Source organism: Entomomonas moraniae (assembly GCF_003991975.1).
GTDB lineage: Bacteria > Pseudomonadota > Gammaproteobacteria > Pseudomonadales > Pseudomonadaceae > Entomomonas > Entomomonas moraniae.
Genome location: NZ_CP029822.1, coordinates 1,736,951 through 1,759,078 on the forward strand (window position 1 = coordinate 1,736,951; position 22,128 = coordinate 1,759,078).

Below are 22,128 nucleotides of genomic sequence, written 5' to 3' on the forward strand. Positions count from 1 at the left end.
TTATACAAGAAAGAACAAATGGCCATAACATAAGAGGGCTATATTATCATACAGGAAAAATGTGCTTAAGCTTTGTAAGATTATTTTTGTAACAAAGCGTGCTTTACTCTAATTTTTATAGTAGCGATAATGCCCTATCATTTTCCACTCAAAAAGCACATCCTCTTCTCGAACTCCTGCCCCAATATTATGGATGACCAATGGCCTTTTAGTATTTGCCACTTTATTCATTGAAACGATACCAATATGCGGTAATCCATTATCTAGGCGCCATGAGATAATATCCCCTGCATGATAGCTTTTTCCATCTAGTGTAACTGGCAGACTTTTGCCTTGCCGCTTGAAAAAAACTTCTAAATTTGGCACACGTCTATGATCAATATTTTTATCTGTTCGTATAAGCCCCCATGAGTTAGGGTACTGATTAAAATGTTGACTCATATCCTCATGTACCAATACTTGTAAGTCAACCTGATTTACCCTTAGGGCGCGAATAACCACATCGGAGCAAACCCCTGCAACCTCAAGGACATCTCCCATAGGGTAAGCTAATTTAACATAACGGGGGTCATATTGTATGGTTTTACCTATTTGCTTTCTAGCCGCTTCAGCAACTTGTAAATTATTTGACCATGCAGCACCAGAAACAAAAAACACACCCAACACAGCTACTTTGATAATTTTTAACACGCTCCCTCCGGTTGATATACATTATCCTACATTAATAAATAGCCATGAAAACTACTTATTTTTCATTAGTTAACATGTTAAACTTCCGACGTTTAAATAAACGTTATTTTTATACCATGAAAGCACAATTACTGCCAGAGATTGAAACGTTTTTACTCTGCCCAACACCAGAGGGCTGGATAGAACAAGCGAAATTAAAAGAGAATGAATCAATCCTTTTAATTGACCATGCTAACTGCGAAAAGAAAGCAGCCTTTACTGCACTTAATCTTATTGTTCGTTACACTGAGCTTGGAGATTTACAGTACAAACTATCTCGCTTAGCCAGAGAAGAACTCCGTCATTTTGAAAAAGTCGCAGCAATCATGAAAAGGCGGGATATACTCTACGCTTATTTAGAGGCTGCACATTATGCAAAACGGCTACGTCATCATTTAAGAAAACCTGAACAGGAACGCTTAATCGATACGCTCATTATCGCCGCGTTCATTGAAGCACGCTCTTGTGAACGTTTTTACCGTGTAGCACCTTATGTTGATGAAGAGTTATCTACTTTTTATTTATCATTATTAAAATCAGAAGGGCGTCACTATCAAGATTACCTGGCACTAGCCGCACAATACTCCCCTACCCCTATTGATGAACGTGTTACTTTTTTTGCTGAAATTGAAAAAGAAGCCATCTTAACGCCTGATGATGAGTTCAGGTTTCATAGCGGTGCAACTGCTTAGTTAGCAGTTAATAAAAAAGCGGTTATTAATAACCGCTTTTTTTAATTATTTACTCATCTCTTAATTTTCATGAGATATTTCTGTGCCTGTCTGCCCAGCAGTATCGACTTGGTCATTGGCTTGCGTTGTCGCTACTTCTTTGACAGGTTGTTTTACAGGAATACCTTCTGTATTACCAATTTGAACTGGAATACCATCATGATGCTCAGCAACTAATTGAGCAACCGAGTAATCGATAATAAATTTAGGATTATTACCATGCTTTGCTAAGAAATCATTAAGAAACTTATGCAAGTCTGGCGCAGGATGTTCGTCTAACGCTTGATGCGCCTCAAAATAAATTTTACCATCCTCAATCCCTATCTTATAAGGTTGTGTCACAATATTAACATTGGTTCCCATTGGTAAAATACTGTACAAGAATGTCACATCAGGATTTAACATTCTGAAACAACCATGGCTTGTACGTGTACCAACGCCGAACTTTTGATTAGAACCATGAATTAAATAGCCACTAAACCCTAATTGCATTTTATAAGGCCCTAAAGGGTTATCAGGACCAGCAGGAACAACTGCAGGTAAAATATCACCATCTTTGGCATGCTCTTTACGTATAGAGGCAGGTGGTGTCCATGTAGGGTCTTTAACCTTTCCTACAATTTTAGTATTACCTAGTGGAGAACTCCAACCTTCGCGCCCAATACCTAAAGGAAAGGTATAAACCGTTTTTCCATCTTTAGGGTAGTAATAAAGTCGATACTCTGGCAAGTTAATGATAACACCTGTACGTGGAGCATCAGGTAAAATATAACGTGTTGGTAATAAGATATCTGTCCCAGTGCCTGGCAACCAAGCATCGACCCCTGGATTTGCCGCTACTAATTGACTATAACCTAAACTATAAGTATCACCAAGATCAGCAAAGGTATCTTCATACTTTGCTTTAATCACCTGCATACGTCCAATGAGATCATTTCCACCACGGGGCGATGTATATTGTACAGCTAACGCATTAGTCACTAGCCCAAACATCAAAAAGCCACCAACAGCTACTTTCAACAAACGCACTATAAAAACTCCACGCCAGCCATAATTAACCAGCCATCTAAATTTAATTTTAAAAAAGTCGCCTATTCTAACGGTTTTATCATGAACCATATAGTAAAAAATCGTAATAATCTATAATTTATTTGGCTTACCTAATAAAGGAACTAACTTTTCCCAAATATCATTAAGTATGATAGGTTGTCCTTTCTCATTTGGATGAACACCATCTGATTGCATCAAGTCGGGATTGCCTCCTGTGTTTTTCACAATTGAATCTAGCAAGGCTACTTGTTGTTCATTTGCAATGGCAGGATACATGGCAGTAAACCGCGATAAATACTGCTCGCCATAATTAGGAGGTAATTGAATACCAATTAATAACACATTACTATGCTGTTTTGCTTGTTGAACCATCTGGGTTAAGTTTTGTTGAATAAGCTTAGGCGATGTCCCCCTTAAACCGTCATTTCCTCCCATTTCAATAATCACAACCGCAGGGTGATACTTCTCTAACAATGCAGGTAATCGTGCAGCGCCATTACTGGTCACATCGCCTGAAATAGAAGCATTAATCACTTCGTAGTCATAGTGCTTATCTTTTAAACGCTGCTCTAGTAGCTTGACCCAACCTTTTGATATATCAACACCATACCCTGCACTGATGCTATCGCCAACAATTAATAACGTTTTTCCACTAGCAACAGATACAGCAAATAATGCTATGATAACGAATAGGATTTTTTTAAACATTTAGGCACCTTATGAAAAATATTATCATAAATGTACAGCAAGTTGGAAAAGTTGTTAAGGGTGAAGAGGATCTCATCATTTTGCAAGATATTACATTTGCACTCGATGCAGGTGATAGCCTCGCCATCATCGGTAGTTCCGGCTCTGGAAAATCCACGTTACTTGGTTTACTCGCTGGCTTAGATACCCCCACGTCGGGCAATATTATACTCGCAGAGCAACCACTTAATCAGCTCACTGAGGATCAGCGTGCAGCCATTAGGGCTGAACATGTAGGGTTTATATTTCAGTCATTTCAATTACTAGATACCCTTACAGCTTTGGAAAATGTCATGCTTCCTCTTGAATTAAAAGGCAATACACAAGCTATAAAAGAAGCACAACAGTTATTAGAACGTGTTGGTTTAGAAAAACGTTTACGACACTATCCAAAACAACTCTCAGGAGGAGAACAACAACGTGTCGCGATAGCAAGAGCCTTTGCCTCCCATCCTAAAATTTTATTTGCAGATGAGCCAACAGGAAATTTAGATACACACACAGGGGAACACATTAGCAACTTATTATTTGAGCTAAACCAAGAGCAAGCAACAACACTCGTCCTCGTTACTCATGAGGAGCGTTTAGCCAAACGTTGCCATCGCCAAATTCAAATCGAAGCGGGCAAAATTGCCAATGAGAGCGCTCAATGAAACTCTCTCTCAATAAACTGGCTAGCCTAGCCCTACGTCAAGTCATAAGGGACATTAAAGCCGGTGAACTACGCGTTTTATTTTTTGCTTTAATGATTGCCGTTATTTCAAGCACAGCCATTAGTTATTTTAGTACGCGCTTGCAAGTATCAATGGAAACACGAGCAGGCGATTTTTTAGCAGCCGACCTAGTCATTCGTGGCACATCACCGGCTAGCCCAGAACAAATTGATATTGGCGAAAAACTGCACTTAAAACAAGCAAAAACCATCTCTTTTAGTACAGTCGTTATTAATGAAGAAGATATGCAGCTGGTCAGTATTAAAGCTGTCGACCATAATTACCCATTGCGCGGACAATTAAAATACAAAGAAAATAATGAATCCCCCGAACAATTCGCACTAAAAGCGCCTGCTGAGGGAGAAGCATGGGCTGAAAATCGCTTATTCGTTGCATTAAATCTAAAGCCCGGCGATACCATTTCTATTGGTAATGCTAAGATACGCTTGACCAAAATATTAACCTACGAACCTGATCGTGCGATAGACTTCTATACACTTAACCCGCATATTTTAATGAACATCGCCGACTTGCCTAAAACCAATGCCATACAAGCAGGTAGCCGTGCGAGTTATCGTCAACTTTGGGCGGGAACAACGAATGCAATTACACAATACAAAGCGGCCATCGAAAAAACATTGGCGCCTAATCAAAAAATACTGACAGGCAAAGACGGCAATATTCAACTCAACAATACCCTTAACAAAGGAGAAAACTATCTTAATTTAGCGAGTCTTGTAGCTATTCTTTTAGCAAGTGTTGCCGTTGCATTATCAGCCAATCAATTTGCGACAAAACGCTTTGATAGTAGTGCTATGCTGCGCTGCTTAGGGCTTTCTCGCAATCAAGTACTCAGTGTTTACACCTTGCAATTAGCCTATATTGGCCTAATGGCAACTATTATAGGTGCGTTTATTGGCTGGCTCGTTCAAATAGGGCTTTTTAAGCTACTGTCTGGTTTGGTTAATGACACGCTTCCATCGGGAGGAGTTAAACCAGCCCTAGCGGGGATCATGACAGGACTTATTACTTTAGCAGGTTTTGCTATCCCTCCACTGGCTAGTTTAGGTAATACCCCACCGATCCGTGTTTTACGTCAGGACATATTTCCAACCCCTATTCATAGTTGGTTTATTTATGGTCTGTCACTTTTAACGCTCTCTATTATTATGTGGAGACTTAGCCTTGATATTAAGTTAACTTTGTCTCTCATGGGCGGTGGTATTATTGCCACACTTATTTTAGGTAGCCTACTCTTTTTAAGTCTAAAAGGTTTACGAAAATTATTGGCTAAAGCCCCTTTACCTTGGCGACTTGGATTAGGCCAGTTATTACGCAATCCAATACGCGCTATCGGACAAATTCTTGCCTTTGGTATTATCTTAATGGCAATGTCAATGATTGTCCTCTTGCGGGGTGAATTACTAGACACTTGGCAAAAACAACTTCCGGAAAAAGCACCTAACTTTTTTGCCATGAATATTTCAGAAACAGAGCTCTCTAACTTTAAAGAAAGTGTTGCTAAACTTTCTGACAACATGGCACCCTACTATCCGATTATTACAGGACGATTGGTCGCAGTCAAAGGGACACCCATCAATGAACTAGCACTTAAAGGACGTGGAGAAAATGCGACCCAGCGTGATCTTAATCTAACATGGTCAGACCAACTCCCCAATGAAAACAAAATCATTCAAGGACAATGGTGGCAAAAAGACAAGCCATCCCCTGAAGATCGTATTAACATTTCAATTGAAGAAGAACTCGCCAATAGTTTAGGTGTAACCGTTGGTGATGAGCTAACATTTGTTATCAGCGGCGTTGTGTATAAAACCATTGTCCATAATACTCGCAAAATAAACTGGGATAACTTTCAACCTAACTTCTTCGTTATCTTCGAGCCCAATAGCTTAAATAAAATACCTACCACTTACTTAACCAGTTTTCATATCCCCCAAGGAAATGATAAAGAAATTATTCAACTCGCTAAAAACTTCCCAACCATTACCTTGTTAGATATCGATGGTTTATTAAAACAGCTAAATCAAATTCTTGGGCAAGTCACCATTGCTGTTGAATATATTCTATTTTTTGTATTATTAGCAGGGATCACCGTATTACTCGCAGGGCTGCAATCCACACTGGATGGTAGAATTCGCCAAGGAGCATTACTAAGAGCACTAGGAGCCAATCGTCGCCTATTAAAACAAACACAACTGGCTGAATTCAGTTTGCTTGGCTTTATGTCTGGCTTACTTGCCGCTATCGGTTGTGAGTCAATTAGTGCGCAACTTTATCATTATGTGCTCGATATCCCTTGGTTTTTCCACCCTAACTTATTAACATTACCTTTTATTGGTGCAATACTCATTGGTAGCATAGGTATATGGGGGACTCGGCGCACAATTAACACCAGCCCATTACATATTTTACGCGAAGGTTAACCTATGAGCCGTTATCGCCCTCCTCGCAAAGCAGGAACCGCACTAATCACTCCTGAAGGAGAAGCAAAGTTAAGAGCAGAATTGCATGAGTTATGGCATGTTAAACGCCCTAAGATTACTCAATCTGTGAGTGAGGCAGCAGCACAAGGTGATAGATCAGAAAATGCTGAATACATCTATGGCAAAAAAATGCTTCGTGAAATTGATAGCCGTGTTCGCTTTTTAACCAAGCGTTTAGAAATTCTTAAGGTTATCGATCAAGTACCTGCTGACCAGTCTAAAGTCTACTTTGCCGCCACTGTTTATTTAGAAGATGAAGAAGGCACAGAAATGTGCTGCAAAATTGTTGGCCCTGATGAACTAGATTTAAAGAAAAATCATATCAGTATTGACTCACCATTAGCTCGGGCATTAGTAGGCAAACCGTTGGACGCAGAGATCACCGTACAAACACCTACGGGAGTTAAGCGTTGGTATATTACAGGCATTGATTATTAGTGTTTACCTCCTTTGCTTCTTTACTACAAAAAATACCCCCCACATGGTTAACACCACCAATACACTGTTTGTTATGCCTAACAATCATCCCCAAGGGGAAAATAGCGCTGTGCGATGATTGTAGAGCGGACCTCCCTGTAATAAACCAGGGTTGCCAACACTGCAACCTACCCTTACCCTACGATGGCATTTGTGGGCAGTGCTTACAAAAAACACCTGTCTTTTTTCAAGCCATCACACCTTATCGTTATGACTTCCCTATTGCACAGCTAATCACGCTATTTAAACACCACAAACAATGGCCTACAGGCCATTCACTTTCACAACTACTTAGCCAACACCTATCTTATCGCTATCAACAAGGGCTTAAAAAGCCTGACTACTTAATCAGTGTTCCTTTGCCGGGAAAACGGCTACGAGAGAGGAGTTTTAACCAAACCGAAATGATGGTGAAATGGCTTGCAAAAGAGCTTAAACTCGACTACCAAACAAACCTCATCAAACGTATTACCAATACTTTTCCCCAACAACAATTGTCTGCAAAAGAGCGCGCTAAAAATCTAGCCAATGCATTTACTATTGATTCTAAGATAAAATTAACTAACCATCACATTGCTATCATCGATGATGTTATCACCACAGGAACCACAGCAAATAAATTGGCTGAACTTCTTTATCAGCAAGGGGCTAAACGGGTAGATATTTATGCTATTGCCAGAACACCACAACGAATTAAATAAAGCGTAACGTTGTTATCAAATACAAAGCAATTTATACTATAATTTGCAATTATTTTTTATCAAAATGGATGGACTATGAGTACCCTGTTGTCGAATGCCTCTAAACAGCCAACTTTTCAGTTAAAAGGTACAATGCTGGCTATCACTGTATTTGAGCTTACTCATTTCAATATTGAACGCCTGACGCAAGAGCTTGAAAAAAAAGTAAAAGAAGCCCCTGAGTTCTTTGGTACAATCCCTATGGTATTAGGTATCGACAAGCTAGAGATCCCATTAACTAGAGCTGAACTAAAAGGCATCATGAATATTTTTCAAGAATTTAATATTCAACTGATGGCAATACGTACTGATAACGAAAAAATTATCGCAATAGCACACAAGCAAGGCATTGTGGTACTCCCTCCCACAGGTGCACGCGAAAAACTGATTGAAATTGCTATTAACCGACCAGAGCCAATCCAAGTAACAGAGGAAATGCCCTCACCAACTGATACAGAGACACCTACTCAAGTATTAGAAGAGACTCAACAGCAACTTCTCATCGATGAAATCAATCCCCCTCTACTTGAAGCACAAGAAACACAAAATAATGATATTGTCTCAGAACAGGTCGTATCGGTGACTGATGATAATGCCATTGAAAATACACTAGATACAAAAGAACAGGCAGCTGAAGCACCAGAAAAAAACAAACCAACAATCAAACACCAAACAACACAGGCGCTTGTTATTTCTACCCCCGTACGCAGTGGCCAACAAATAACTGCATTTGATACAGATCTTATCGTCACATCAAATATCAGTACAGCAGCAGAACTTATGGCCGACGGTAATATTCATATATATGGCAACATGCGTGGCCGTGCCATGGCGGGGTTTCGTGGCAATAGTTCTGCACGCGTATTTTGCGCTAAACTAACAGCGCAACTTATTTCAATTGCAGGACAAATGATAACAGAAGAAGAGTTGAGGCATCACCCATTGTGGGGTAAGCCTGCACAACTCTCATTGGTTGATAATCAACTCGTGATATCCCCATTAAGCTAAGTATAATTATAGCTTTAAAACCTATACGTAAAAGGTTATTATAGTAAGCATTTTAAATCTATAAATTAACAAATTGAGGTGAGAGCTTGGCCAAAATTATTGTAGTCACTTCTGGTAAAGGTGGTGTAGGCAAAACAACTACAAGTGCAGCAATGGGTACAGGATTAGCCCTGCGCGGTTTCAAAACGGTTATTATCGACTTTGACGTAGGCTTAAGAAACCTTGACTTAATTATGGGTTGTGAACGCCGTGTCGTTTATGACTTTGTTAATGTTATTAATGGTGATGCATCTATTACTCAGGCATTAATTAAAGATAAACGTATAGATAATTTATACATTCTAGCAGCAAGCCAAACACGTGATAAAGACGCTCTAACACAAGAAGGTGTTGGCAAAGTTATTGATGAACTTAAAGAAACTTTTGACTATATTATCTGTGACTCTCCTGCGGGTATTGAAAAAGGCGCCTTCCTTGCTATGTACTTTGCAGATGAGGCCATCATTGTAACAAACCCTGAAGTATCTTCTGTGCGCGACTCTGATCGTATGCTAGGCATTTTATCAAGCAAATCTCGTCGTGCTGAACAAAATGAATCGCCTATCAAAGAACATCTTTTAGTCACCCGCTACTCACCTGAGCGCGTAGCTAATGGTGAAATGCTAGGCATTGAAGATGTTAAAGAAATATTATCGATTGAACTTATCGGTATCATTCCTGAATCAAAAGCTGTGCTCAAAGCATCTAACCAAGGTATTCCCGTTGTTTTAGACGACCAAAGTGATGCAGGACAGGCTTATAATGATGCTGTTGATAGACTCTTAGGTAAAACAGTGGCTTATCGTTTCTTAGATTTACCCAAGAAAGGGATTCTACAACGCTTATTTGGAGGTAACGAATGAGTATTCTTGATTTCTTTAGAAGCAAGAAGCAAAACAGTAGCGCCTCCATTGCGAAAGAACGTTTACAAATTATCGTTGCTCATGAAAGAGGCCAACGCTCACAACCAGACTATTTACCTCAATTGCAAAAGGATTTACTAGACGTCATTCGTAAGTACATCCCGATTGATCAAGAACAAATACAAGTTGAGCTAGCGAATCAAGGCAATTGTTCTGTGCTTGAATTGAATATTACTCTTCCAGATCCAGATTCTGACGGGCGTTAATCATTAACGCCTTTTAAAATACCAGCCCTCTCTATAAAAGATATATATGCCGTTATCCTCCATTGAAATTATTCATGAGTGTGAACACTTTCTCATCGTTAATAAACCACCTTATCTACTGTCTGTACCAGGTAGAGCTGAAGATAATAAAGATTGTCTCATTACTCGCCTCCAACAACATAGCTATCCTGAAGCACTCATTGTACACCGTCTTGATTGGGAAACATCTGGCTTACTAGTCATTGCTAGAGATCCTAATACGCATAGAGAACTTTCTAGGCAATTCCAAGATAGAGAGACACATAAATCTTATACAGCTTTAGTTTGGGGCTCTCCTAATCTAAATAGCGGTTATATTGACTTGCCTCTACGCTATGACCCCGAACATAAGCCACGCCATATTGTTGATCATAAGCACGGACGACAAGCATTAACGTTTTGGAAAGTATTAGAACGATTCGATCACTATACACGGCTTGAACTCACACCTATTACAGGAAGATCCCATCAACTCAGAGTTCATCTCCTCAGTATAGGCCACCCAATTTTAGGTGATAAGCTCTATGCTCATGAAGCAGCACTAGAGGGTCAAGAACGACTTTATCTACATGCTACAAAACTATCCATCAATCATCCCATTACCGAAGAAACATTATTTTTTGAAAATCAACCGCCCTTTTAAAAAAAGGGCTACATAGTTTTGCATGTATCTCAACTATAAAAACAATAAATTGATGTAAAATATTGACTTGTATACTATAATCGAATCTAAGTCATCCTCTAAACGAGGATAAAAATAGTTACTTAATATTAATTTATGTTATTATATATGAAAGGTTTCTGAATTATTCTTAAAGAAGGATCGAGTTAATGAATACTCTTCGCCAAATTGCTACAACACTCACACTTGCTTTCACTATGGTGGTTACACCTATTGCCATGGCATCTCAATACACGAATGATGAAAATTATGATGACCCACGTTTTGATGTTAATGCTCCTCCTGCCTACGCAATGGTTGGGGACCTTCTTATCGCTAGACCTTTAGGACTTATTTTCACTGCAGTTGGCACAGGTGTTTTTGTTGTTACATTACCTTTTTCAGCATTAGGCGGAAACGTTGGCGAAGCTGCTGATGCACTTGTTGTAACTCCAGCAAAAACAACTTTCGTTCGTTGTTTAGGTTGCACAGAAGGCAGAAAGCGCTCTAATGAAGAATAATTTTATTATTTTTAAAAAAAGCTGTTTATGAATAAACGGCTTTTTTTATACTTCTTTTTCTATTTTAACTATTATGATTTCTTTACTTTTATCACCACTCAAAGAGTTATTGATTTGCCCTAAAAAAGAAAGACTAGAACTTAATATATCATCTTCCTTATTAAAACAAGCAAAACTTAATGATAGCTATGCCCAACTAGAGATAGCCAGTCGTTACTTTTCTAAGGCTAAAAAGCACTATGCGAAAAAGTCAATTTACTGGTTTACACGTTCCGCTGAAAATAATAACAAAGAGGCAATGTTTGTACTAGGAACTTTGTATTTGAAAGGTAAAAATGTACAACAAAATTTACAGCAGTCTATCGCATGGTATGAAAAGTCGGCATTACTTGGGCATACCAAAGCTATAAAAATACTTGGTCGTTTGATAAATAAACTATTACAACAAAAAATTGCACAGCAAGATCATGAGGCAATGTATCAGCTAGCTAATTATTATGTAAATGGAGAACTCGGCTTTGTTGATCACCCAAAAGCTTGTATGCTGTATCAAAAATCTGCAGACTTAGGCAATACTAATGCACTTGTTAACCTTGCTTCGTTATATGAGAAAGGACTAGGAACAAATAAAGACCCCCAAAAGGCAGCGAATCTCTACTTACAAGCAGCAAAAAAACAAAATGATACGGCTATGTTAAACATAGGTATTCTTTACTTTACAGGAGAAGGGATTGAGCAGAGTTTTGATCTTGGCATTGATTGGCTCTTAAAATCAGCTCAATATGGCAATAGTAAAGCAAGTTTCAATTTAGGTGTTTTTTATTATAAACAAAATAATACTAGCGAGGCTTTAAAGCATTTTACCCATGCGGCTAATAATGGCCATCTAGAAGCCATGTTTAATTTAGGTATTCTATATCAAACAGATACAAAAAATCCTGAGCATATTAAGAAATCAAATTATTGGCTTAACAAAGCAAGCACTTTAGGGCATAGGCAGGCCAGTAAGTCTTTAGCTATCAATCAACTTAGTTACTTAGCAATTGATGCTTCAGCAGGTAATAGAGACGCAATTAAAAACTACACGGACTTATGCATAACCCATCATATAAAAATAGATAATAATCTTCTAATAAACTGGCTATATAAATCAGCAGAACTAGGAAACAGTGATGCTATGGTAGATATTGGTAATTTTTATACCTATGGTACGCCGCCTGTAACTCAAGATTATCAACAGGCTATCCATTGGTTTACCAAAGCAAGTGATTTAGATAATGATCAAGCAATGAACCTACTGGGTCTTATCTATTTAGAGGGTCGCGGCGCTACCATTAATAAACAAATAGCTATTGACTGGTTTACAAAATCGGCAGCTTTAGGCAATGATAAGGCCATGGTTAATATGGCTAACATCTATTTGGAAAATACACCAACAGATATAAACTACCAACAAGCTTACCAATGGCTCCTACCCGCAGCAGAAAAAGGTAATCAGCAAGCAATACAACTCATTATCAACTTTTATAAAGTTGGTCTAGGTATAACAAAAGATTTAGAGAAAGCAACGTATTGGCAACAACTACTTAAATTGAAGAACGAAACTAAAAAATAAATATTATCTTCCATTTGCAGCACTAATAAATTATCAAACGACCATCCTGTTGCCTAAAATAAAGATTAAATAATAACGATTTCTTTTAAAGTGACACAGCGCACAAATTTTTATACTACCGTCTAATACTCTTTAAAATACATTAATAGAATAATGTTTCCATTGTTATTGATATTAAACCGTTGGAAAGCAGTCTACAAAGTTGAGGATAATGTTTTTCACTACCCATTGTTTATTTTGTCTCTGTCTCATGTAAGTCCAACCTTATTGCTACTGAAAAATTCTATAGTGTATTGTTACTTATATCCTCATAGAAGTTTTTAGAAAAGATAATAATTTATAGAAACTAGTTTCGTTTATATTAATTTCATTTTTTACTATTAGATTAAGCTACCTATCTTATCAATAGTGGTGTTTTATTTAATATTTAAATATACAAACTTAGATTCGGCTGCACTTACAAAGTACATCGAGTAGGAAGCAAAAGAAAATATGTTCGATTATGAAACACTCAGGCTCATTGCATGGTTAGCAATAGGATTCTTAATTATTGCCTTTATCATCATTGATAGCCATGATATGGGGGTTGGGATTTTATTACCATTTTTGGGTAAAGCAAATGATGAGCGGCATATTATAATAAATTATATTGCAAGCCATTGGAGCGGTACTCAAGTCTTGTTAGTTTCCTCTGTTGCTACCATTTTTGTTATTTGGCCAACCGTTTATGCTATTGCTTTCCCTGAACTTTACTGGGCTGCTTTAATTTTATCGGTAGCCCTTCTTTTAAGACCTGTCGCATTTAACTATCGCACTCAAATAACCACATCTAAATGGCGCAAATGTTGGGATTGGGGCATTTTTTTAGGCAGTGCAACACCTTCAATATTAATCGGTATCGCCTTTGGAAATCTCTTGCTCGGTATTCCATTTCGTTTAGATGGTACAATGCAAGCAACTTATGAAGGTGATTTTTTCAAGCTTTTACACCCTTTTGCATTATATTGCGGTATCATTAGTTTAGGCTTAGTGATATTACAAGGCACGAGTATATTAGCTTATAAATCGCTGGGGCAATTACAACGGTATGCGATAAAAGCAGGACGTATTATAGGCATTCTGATGCTTATATTTCTGAGTATAGCGGGCTTTTGGGTTTGCTCCCTCAAAGGGATCGTTATAGATGTAATGCCTGGTTATAATGGAATAATGACAACATTAATGAAAACAGCTTACTCAGAACAAGGGGCATGGTTGAACAATTATAGGCAACTTCCCATTTTATGGTTAATACCTGCCTTAACCTATGTCATGATTATTTTAACACTTTACCTACAATCAATTAAAAATACTGCATGGGCATTTGTTGCATCATCAGCAACAATAGCCACAACCATTCTCACCGCCATTATTATTCTTTTTCCTTTTGTTCTTCCTTCAAGCATTGATCCTGCGATGAGTATAACTTTATGGGATGGATCTACGAGTTATTATATCTTAGTGCTTATTCTCATTATTGCATTGATATTCATACCAACCATCTTTACCTATGCCGCTCGTTCATATGGCATGTACAGTAAATTAAATCGGAAATACCCCCATACAAATAATAAAAACTTATATTAAAAAAATTTATTCCAACCAACAATTAAAAAAATAATGTAAGTAGTTTCTCGAATACTAACTAGGTATATAAACGATTTGTCCAGGCACTGTATCTAAGCCATAATCGACTTAGATACAGTAATTTTATATCAGTTAACTTTCATCCTTAATATTTTTACTATCCATACGTGCCTCGTACCATAAGGCATTAACAACAGCCAATAAAACAGCGAAGCCAACACCTAAAAACCAAGAAAAGTACCACATAATGCACCACTCCTAATATAATAATTTATCATTGGACTCAATATAGCTTTCATTTAACTTACCGCGCATAACATAGTATGACCAAGCGGTATAAGAAAGGATAAGAGGAACAAAAATGAGTACCACAATTAACATAATTGTTAACGTGTAGTAACTTGCAGCACCATCCCACAAAGTTACACTCATTGCAGGATCAATATTAGAAGGCAATACAAAAGGAAATAATGCAATTCCTGCCGTTAAGATAGTACCTGTCACTGCAAGCGATGAGCTGATAAAAGCTATGGCCGTGCGTTTAGCTGCTTGTAAAACAAGTGTTAAAATAACCATAGCATAAACCAGTACAGGTGCCAGCCATAACCAAGAATAATGCTTATAATTATTTAACCAAGCCCCTTGCTCTACATGCACAGTCTTCATTAAAGGATTCATTGCTTGATTAGTATCTGCAATCGTATCAATAGTAATACCTTTTAAGAAAAATACCCAAATACCAGCAATAGAAAAACAAATAAGCATCACAATGCCTACCACACGAGCGACCTTTATAACGCGTAATTGTAACTCCCCTTCTGTTCTATGGATTAGAAATGTGGCACCTTGCAACACAAGTAATGTAAAACTCACTAAACCACAAATTAATGCAAAAGGATGTAACAAATCAAAAAAATTACCATCAAATTGAGCACGCATTGTTTCATCAAGATGAAATGGTATACCTAGCAGTAAGTTACCAAAGGCAACACCAAATAAAAATGAAGGAATAGCACTGCCTATGAATATTCCCCAGTCCCAATTCCTACGCCACCGCGTGCTCACTATTTTTGAGCGATACTCAAAACCTACAGGGCGAAAAAACAACGCTGATAATAAGAGTAGAATAGCCCAATAAAGTCCAGAAAAAGCAATAGAATAGACTATTGGCCATGCGGCAAATATTCCCGCACCAGCAGTAATAAGCCATACCTGATTTCCATCCCAGTGAGGCGCCACACTATTTATAATGATACGGCGCTCATTATCTGTTTTTCCTAATAATGGAAGTAATGTACCAACCCCCATGTCATGTCCATCCATAATAGCGAACGCTATTAATATGATACCGATGAGAAGCCACCAGATCAGTTTAAGTGTTTCATAATCAAACATAAAATTCTCCTAGACTTCCGCTTATTTAACTGGTTCAATAAGAACAACAGGGCCTAAACGAGCATATTTGAACATTAAATAAAGTTCAACGATTAGCAATCCTGTATAAAATGCAATAAAACCAATTAATGAGGCAAGTACAGAACCAGCACTAACAGAAGAAGCTGACATATGAGTAGGTAATACACCAAATACTGTCCAAGGTTGACGACCATATTCAGCTAAGAACCAACCACACATAATGGCAATCCAAGGTAATGGGATACAGTATAAACAGGTTCTAAGAAACCAAGGTTTCGTCTGCATTGTTCCTTTAATAGATAAATAGAACGCGTACACAAAGATAAGAACAAAAAGCCCCCCTAGTACAACCATAATTCTAAATGAGAAGAATAGCGGAGCTACCCTAGGGACAGAATCATGGGCGGCTTGCTCAATAACTTCAGGAGTCGCCTCATTGAAATTTTGAACATATTTTCGTACAAGCAATCCATAGCCTAAATCATTCTGATGAGTCTTTAATAATGACATAGCTTCATCATGCTGATCCTTTTTTGATTTATTTTTTAAAGTATCTAATGCTTGAGCAGCAATAACACCATTTTCAATTCGTTTGACATTTTCAGCTCTTATTTCCTTAATGCCTGGGATTTCCTTATCAAGAGAGTGCGTAATTAAAATACCTAAAGCATAAGGTATTTTAATTTCAAAATTATTCTTCTGCTCTTTTTCATTAGGTATCGCAAACAAAGTAAAAGCGGCAGGTGCTGGTTCTGTTTCCCACATCCCCTCTAATGCAGCCAACTTAGATTTCTGTGTTTCAGCCACAGAAAGGCCTGATGAGTCCCCTAATATAATCACGCTAAAAACAGAGGCAATCCCAAAAGCAGCCGCAATAACAAAAGAACGTTTCGCAAAATCGATAAATTTACCCTTGAGTAAATACCAAGAAGAAATACCAAGCACAAACATCGAACCTGTAACATACCCCGCCGAAACGGTATGAACAAACTTCTCTTGAGCCATTGGGTTAAATACAATATCAGAGAAACTGGTTAACTCCATACGCATCGTGATAGGGTTAAATTCAGAACCAATAGGATGTTGCATCCACCCATTAGCAATTAAAATTAACACAGCCGATAAGTTAGAAGCTAAAGCCAGCAAAATAGTAACAACTAAGTGCTTTCCTCTTGAGAGCTTATTCCAACCAAAAAAGAACAAACCAATCATCGTTGACTCAAGGAAGAAAGCCATTAACCCCTCAATAGCCAAAGGCGCACCAAAAATATCACCCACGTATTGAGAATAGTAAGCCCAGTTTGTTCCAAACTGAAACTCCAAGGTAATGCCTGTTGTTACACCAAGGGCAAAGTTAATTCCAAATAACTTACCCCAGAACTTCGTCATTTCTTTATAGATTTCTTTACCTGTTACAACATAGACAGACTCCATGATAACAAGAATCCACACAAGCCCTAATGTTAAGGGAACGAAAATAAAATGATACATTGCAGTCATTGCAAACTGCAATCTCGCCAAATCCACTGCACTACCGTCTATCATCACTTAACTCCTTCTGATTAGACACTTCTGGCTGTACGTTATATATTTGCTCAATATCAACCTTAACTTTGTAAGGTTTAATTAGTACAAACCAAAGGCAATAAAGAATCACTACTTTAATTATGATAATTAAAAGTAAATGCTTACCTAATGGTGAAAATCTTTTTGCTCGATTATTCATAAGACTCTCCAATCGAGTACCGATAACACAAAAACTATATTTGCATGTCCACTGAATAAGTGTAAAGGCAGAGCCATCACGCCACTCATGAAGCATTCATATATTTAAATAAAATGTGCTAACAAATAAAAAAAAATTAATAGATTAACTCATTAGAAGTGTTATAGGAGGGGCTCGGGTGAGAGTAGACCAAAAGTTAGGTGAAAAAACATAGGGATCTGCCGTCACTAAAACGACATCAGAACTAGGTGCATTAAATATTACGACATAAAAGGCAACAAGGATAGTGGCAGTATGAATTAAGTCACAATAGCCACAAGATACTATTCTTCCATGATCCATATCATGGTGCTCATTCATATCTACTTGGCTATAATCTTCATCATGAGAAGAAGCTTTCATGGACTCAGGATTAAAATCATTAGGATCTAAATTATTCTCTTTAAAAAACTGCGAAGCACACTCAAAATGACTTAAGGAGGGGGGGGGGTATAGATGCTTAATTGTAGATGGCTTAGCCATTAAGGCTATCGTTTGAGTGATTAACGGGCAAACAACTATCAGCAATATTGCAAACAACCCACAATATGCATAAAAGCGTGATAATGCCTTTTGCCTTAACATTAACCTATATACCTAAATAATATATACTTATTCACAATATAATAGATAAGTATCATCACATAATCAACCTCTAATTTGTCGCACTCCCAATTAAACGATAAGCCTTATAAAAAAGCAGCATAACTTAACAGTCATACTGCTTGTCGATTGATAATCTATAAAGAAAATAGATCGGTCCAACCTGTTTTTATGTATATTCCTCCAGGCTTACTACCTGTAAAAGGAAATTCACACACACCATTTTCACATCGCCCTTCATACTTAGATGAATCACCATCCAACATATTAGTACCCGTGACAAGAGAACAGAAAGAACTACCACAATAAACTGTAACATCGTTAGGAATAGTCGATATTGATGTTTCAACATACTTATCTTTTAATAAGTTTTTACCTGTTACAACATTCACTGAATAAGATCTTTGTTTACCTGTATTTGGGATGCAAGTTTTAGGATTAAATGTATTATCTGGAATATACGTATTAAACACTAAACGATCAGAAAATACTGCTGCATTAGAGATAACTTTCTCTCCGACTTGACTATCAAGAATAACCATAAATCCTTTAGCAATACTCTGGTTATTTTTAACATAAGTTGTCCCTTCTGTATCCAATGTCAATTCAGCTAGATCACTTTCTGTTGTAACTATACTATCCGTTGATTTGTAATCCTTAGGAAATCTGAGAGAATAAAATCTATCCTGATTATTTTGTACCAATGGATGCTCTTTATACCCTGAACCAATATTAATTGAGATCATATTTTTTGTTTCGTTTTGAGCATTACTTAAATCATAAATCACAGGCTTCTGATAAAAATAACGAGCACCTATACGCGCAACAACCCCATTACTATTTCCAGCAGGCTTAACTAGATTTGATATATTTTGGCCATTATTAATATGAAAGCGCCATATTTGACCGCCTAGATCACCAAAGAAAATATCAGAAATAAGCCCATCTGGATTATTATCTTTATCCACATAAGCTGTAACCCCACCAGGAACACTATAAGTCATATTACTACCGCTCCAAATAATAGTGCCTGTCTCAGCATCGACCATATAAACGCCATTTCCTTTATGGTCTTTATTATGAGGGTCTTGATTACCTGCACCAAATATAACAACAGGAGTAACAGTTCCACTTATATCAACCTTACCCACTATAGGCTCTGACCATGCAGCGCCTAAATTAGAAAAACTCGAAGAGGTTGAGGTTAGTGTCCACATTGGTTTGAACATCTTTCTATTTTCATATGAAATATCGAAAGCATAGATATAACCACCACCTCGACCTGCCGCTAAAAAGGCATAAGCTTTATCACCGGATCTAATAAAACCATCCTTATTTTCTTTTTTCGAAGGTTCGTGGTAAATAATAACCTTGCCATCTAAACCATAGGTTTTTACTACTTTCTTGGTTGATAATAAATTATTGTTTTCATCTTTTATTTCTTCCATTAGCGTTACAGGCTTTTGAAGATGTTTAATTATAGGCAACATTTCTTTCGGCATAAACTCATAAAGGGCTTTACCTGTTTTTAAATCATAACTACGTAAAACACCGTCATTACTAGCCAACAAACCTACTAGATTAAGATCATTAAAGTCACACTTTGTAATATCATTTCCACTCTTTGCGCAACCGTAACTGATCATACTGACACCAGAAGCAATCGAATCACCTATCTTTTTACCGGCTGCAGATTTACTTCCCCCGGCTTGGTAAACGTAGCCACGCATAAAATCTAATAATCCTTTTTTTACATCATCCTCGTCATTAGCCAGATCTAAATCTTTTGTTGATAAATTTGCTGAAGAGTTAATTGCTACCTGTGTACCACTAACAAAAGTAAAAAGGGGACGATTTGGAAGTTCATCTTGCTCAGGTAACTGTGCTACGACACCACCTGCCTTAACATTCCCACCATCTCCCATTCCTTCTGACCATGCACTGTCAACCCCTGATTTAAACTGCCCATCAGAGTTAATAGCTTTTTGCCCTTCATTCCAGCTATAAAGAACAGGTATTTCAATAAGCTTACCATCTACCATCTCTTTGTTATAAACCATCTTAAAGCCTTTTAAATTGCCGGGCCAATAATCTTGTAACTGACTTTGGTAAATGGAATAAAAGGCTTCTCTACGTTGCTCTAAAAAATCAACTGAACTTGTAACAACCTGACCACTTACAGCAGACACGTTAACTGATAATGCTTCATTAATAATGCTTTTAAATGCATCAACTAACCCATCAATATCTTTTGCTGTATGAAATTGTCCATTGCCATTAGAGGCTAAATCCCTTAAATATTTTACAGGATTTGAATCAGGACCAAATTGAACATCATCACTAGCTTCATCATCATTATCACTTACCATCCCAAAACCAATGGTATGTGTCCAAATATAATTAGGCCCTGCAAAACTTGACTGGCTTGTTTGAGCTAACCAGTTGGTTAAAGCACGTCCACAGCGTTCATTTGCATCACCATAACGCTCCTCAATACCATTGATAGAACATGATTTTTTTTGCCCCATATAATCTCTAATCGTAGCATAATAATTATTGGTTGGCTGACCATCAGACATAAGAATAAAATGTGTTAACTGACAACCCGCAACTAGCGGACTAGCCGTAGAAATACTCTTTGAAGAAGTACTATAGGCATTATCTGAGTGGAAAGGTCCAGGATTTCTACTGCCTGAAATATTACTAATGTATTGCGAAGCAGCAAAAATAGCTCTATTTGTATACGTGGCACCACTGGTTTTTAAAGCAAAAGCTGTATCAATTAGGGTTTCTTTACGAGTCCTTTTATTTTTAGCAATAACATTTTTATTGGCTGTAATAATTAATTTTGCTTGATATTGATCACCCCTTTCTTTAAATGAAAGAGAACCACCATCCCTAGCAGTTGCTGGATTATTGGCACGATAAGAAGAGTTTACAATAATAAACGTCATTGCATAACCATCTTGCCAATCATTTTTAGCTAATTGCGTTCTAACGAGTTTCGTTACATCACAGGTGTATGTTCCCGATCTATAACTTTCAATAGCACACTGTATTTTATGAGAGCCTAGATTTGCATTATTTGCATTATTTGCAGCAAGAAATCGAGAACTAATATCATTTTTGGTCCGGGGTCTTAGATAAACTGAATCAACTTTAGGGTCAATATAGACATCTAATTGTCTCTGCGTCGTACTAGCAGCAGCACTATAAAAGTTTAATGATAACTTAGCACTTTTCACGCCATAATCTGAATTAGTATAACCTGAATCTTCCCTATCTTTTTTAGATTTTAAAAGAACGTTATCAAATCGATAAGCAAAGTACCGACCTGTTGTGGTATTAGTAATTAATAATCCGCCTATAGTAAAATCTAGCCAATTATTTTGTGTACTTTTATTCTGATAACCATCATCGGTAGATAGCCATATAGGCTGTTCAAACGTAATTTCATCCCCATTAATCTGTTGATTTAAATTCTCTATATTTCTCGTTTCGTCAATTCCATCAACATCAATGACTTCTTTTGCTAGATTAGGTTTACCTGAACCATAGTCCATAACCCCTATTCTTAGTCCACTAATAGTAGGATCGGAAAATATAAGTTGGAATGACTCTTTTAATAAGTTAAGTTTGGATATCGTTTTTAAATCTTGATTTTCATCTTTTTTTATTGTCTTTCCCTCAGGGTCTTTATCCATTGAGAGGGATCTATCTAATATAAATAAAACATTGGGTTTTATTGTTGTTTGCTTATCATTAAAATAAATCTCGGTATCATCTGCATAGCACGACATATAAAAAGTCGAAAGAAATACCATTGAGAAAAGGCTAAAGTATCTTGCCTTCCGTTGATTACAGTCTATAAAAGGTAACTTAACCATCTTTACATCCCTACTATTAACGACGTTTTTTTATAAAACATAATGGTAAGGATTATATAATCATTTACAAGATATTAATACTAAGTTCAACTGCCTAATACTAAAGATTAGATATGCGTCAAAAAACA

General features: G+C 37.2%; 21 protein-coding genes. 12 read left to right on the forward strand and 9 right to left on the reverse strand.

What is annotated here, in order from left to right:
• Window positions 1-108: 108 nt before the first annotated feature.
• Window positions 109-690 (reverse strand): DUF1287 domain-containing protein, encoded by a 582-nt coding sequence (locus DM558_RS08280; protein ID WP_228411717.1) that lies wholly within the window; start codon window positions 688-690, stop codon window positions 109-111.
• A gap of 116 nt (window positions 691-806) precedes the next feature.
• Here DM558_RS08280 and miaE point away from each other — a divergent pair, with 116 nt between their 5' ends.
• On the forward strand, window positions 807-1,421 hold the full coding sequence (gene miaE, locus DM558_RS08285) for a tRNA-(ms[2]io[6]A)-hydroxylase (RefSeq protein WP_407644311.1): 615 nt from the start codon (window positions 807-809) through the stop codon (window positions 1,419-1,421).
• Window positions 1,422-1,481: 60 nt separating this feature from the next.
• On the opposite strand, the gene DM558_RS08290 is transcribed toward miaE, so the two are convergent.
• Entirely contained in the window at window positions 1,482-2,453 is a 972-nt protein-coding gene (locus DM558_RS08290) for a L,D-transpeptidase family protein (protein WP_109704295.1), read from the reverse strand.
• Between the two features lie 147 nt (window positions 2,454-2,600).
• Complete coding sequence (locus tag DM558_RS08295) at window positions 2,601-3,218, reverse strand: arylesterase (protein ID WP_127163405.1); 618 nt, start codon at window positions 3,216-3,218, stop codon at window positions 2,601-2,603.
• Window positions 3,219-3,229: 11 nt separating this feature from the next.
• Between DM558_RS08295 and DM558_RS08300 the strand changes: the two genes are divergently transcribed.
• From DM558_RS08300 to cydB (DM558_RS08350), 11 genes are all read left to right on the forward strand, one after another.
• Entirely contained in the window at window positions 3,230-3,910 is a 681-nt protein-coding gene (locus DM558_RS08300; RefSeq protein WP_127163407.1) for an ABC transporter ATP-binding protein, read from the forward strand.
• The gene (locus DM558_RS08305; protein WP_127163409.1) at window positions 3,907-6,414 is read left to right on the forward strand and encodes an ABC transporter permease; all 2,508 of its coding nucleotides are present in this window, start codon (window positions 3,907-3,909) and stop codon (window positions 6,412-6,414) included. The genes DM558_RS08300 and DM558_RS08305 overlap by 4 nt, the downstream gene beginning before the upstream one ends.
• A gap of 3 nt (window positions 6,415-6,417) precedes the next feature.
• Window positions 6,418-6,912 (forward strand): transcription elongation factor GreB, encoded by a 495-nt coding sequence (gene greB, locus DM558_RS08310; protein WP_127163411.1) that lies wholly within the window; start codon window positions 6,418-6,420, stop codon window positions 6,910-6,912.
• Window positions 6,912-7,652, forward strand: a complete 741-nt coding sequence (locus tag DM558_RS08315; RefSeq protein ID WP_127163413.1) for a ComF family protein — start codon at window positions 6,912-6,914, stop codon at window positions 7,650-7,652. Before greB ends, DM558_RS08315 begins: the two co-directional genes overlap by 1 nt.
• Before the next feature lie 75 nt (window positions 7,653-7,727).
• Window positions 7,728-8,699: a septum site-determining protein MinC gene (gene minC, locus DM558_RS08320; protein WP_127163415.1), complete on the forward strand. Its 972-nt coding sequence runs from the start codon at window positions 7,728-7,730 to the stop codon at window positions 8,697-8,699.
• A gap of 86 nt (window positions 8,700-8,785) precedes the next feature.
• Complete coding sequence (gene minD, locus DM558_RS08325; RefSeq protein WP_109702155.1) at window positions 8,786-9,601, forward strand: septum site-determining protein MinD; 816 nt, start codon at window positions 8,786-8,788, stop codon at window positions 9,599-9,601.
• Window positions 9,598-9,867, forward strand: a complete 270-nt coding sequence (gene minE / locus DM558_RS08330) for a cell division topological specificity factor MinE (RefSeq protein WP_109702154.1) — start codon at window positions 9,598-9,600, stop codon at window positions 9,865-9,867. The genes minD and minE overlap by 4 nt, the downstream gene beginning before the upstream one ends.
• Window positions 9,868-9,913: 46 nt before the next feature.
• Window positions 9,914-10,549 carry an RluA family pseudouridine synthase gene (locus DM558_RS08335; protein WP_127163416.1) on the forward strand — a complete coding sequence of 212 codons (636 nt, stop codon included), beginning with the start codon at window positions 9,914-9,916 and terminating at the stop codon, window positions 10,547-10,549.
• A 188-nt stretch (window positions 10,550-10,737) separates the two neighbouring features.
• Entirely contained in the window at window positions 10,738-11,088 is a 351-nt protein-coding gene (locus tag DM558_RS08340) for a multidrug transporter (RefSeq protein WP_127163418.1), read from the forward strand.
• Between the two features lie 73 nt (window positions 11,089-11,161).
• Complete coding sequence (locus tag DM558_RS08345; RefSeq protein ID WP_127163419.1) at window positions 11,162-12,703, forward strand: SEL1-like repeat protein; 1,542 nt, start codon at window positions 11,162-11,164, stop codon at window positions 12,701-12,703.
• Between the two features lie 492 nt (window positions 12,704-13,195).
• Window positions 13,196-14,329, forward strand: a complete 1,134-nt coding sequence (gene cydB / locus DM558_RS08350; protein ID WP_127163421.1) for a cytochrome d ubiquinol oxidase subunit II — start codon at window positions 13,196-13,198, stop codon at window positions 14,327-14,329.
• Window positions 14,330-14,461: 132 nt separating this feature from the next.
• Here cydB (DM558_RS08350) and cydX read toward each other — a convergent pair whose 3' ends face one another.
• From cydX to DM558_RS08380, 6 genes are all read right to left on the reverse strand, one after another.
• Window positions 14,462-14,575 carry a cytochrome bd-I oxidase subunit CydX gene (gene cydX / locus DM558_RS08355; protein WP_127163423.1) on the reverse strand — a complete coding sequence of 38 codons (114 nt, stop codon included), beginning with the start codon at window positions 14,573-14,575 and terminating at the stop codon, window positions 14,462-14,464.
• 12 nt (window positions 14,576-14,587) lie between these two features.
• Window positions 14,588-15,724, reverse strand: a complete 1,137-nt coding sequence (cydB, locus tag DM558_RS08360) for a cytochrome d ubiquinol oxidase subunit II (protein WP_127163424.1) — start codon at window positions 15,722-15,724, stop codon at window positions 14,588-14,590.
• 21 nt (window positions 15,725-15,745) lie between these two features.
• Window positions 15,746-17,290: a cytochrome ubiquinol oxidase subunit I gene (locus tag DM558_RS08365; RefSeq protein ID WP_127163426.1), complete on the reverse strand. Its 1,545-nt coding sequence runs from the start codon at window positions 17,288-17,290 to the stop codon at window positions 15,746-15,748.
• Window positions 17,277-17,471 carry a cytochrome oxidase putative small subunit CydP gene (cydP, locus tag DM558_RS08370; protein ID WP_127163428.1) on the reverse strand — a complete coding sequence of 65 codons (195 nt, stop codon included), beginning with the start codon at window positions 17,469-17,471 and terminating at the stop codon, window positions 17,277-17,279. Before cydP ends, DM558_RS08365 begins: the two co-directional genes overlap by 14 nt.
• Before the next feature lie 144 nt (window positions 17,472-17,615).
• Window positions 17,616-18,095, reverse strand: a complete 480-nt coding sequence (locus tag DM558_RS08375) for a DUF2946 domain-containing protein (RefSeq protein WP_127163430.1) — start codon at window positions 18,093-18,095, stop codon at window positions 17,616-17,618.
• A gap of 155 nt (window positions 18,096-18,250) precedes the next feature.
• On the reverse strand, window positions 18,251-22,000 hold the full coding sequence (locus DM558_RS08380) for a pilus assembly protein (protein ID WP_127163431.1): 3,750 nt from the start codon (window positions 21,998-22,000) through the stop codon (window positions 18,251-18,253).
• Window positions 22,001-22,128 lie beyond the last annotated feature (128 nt).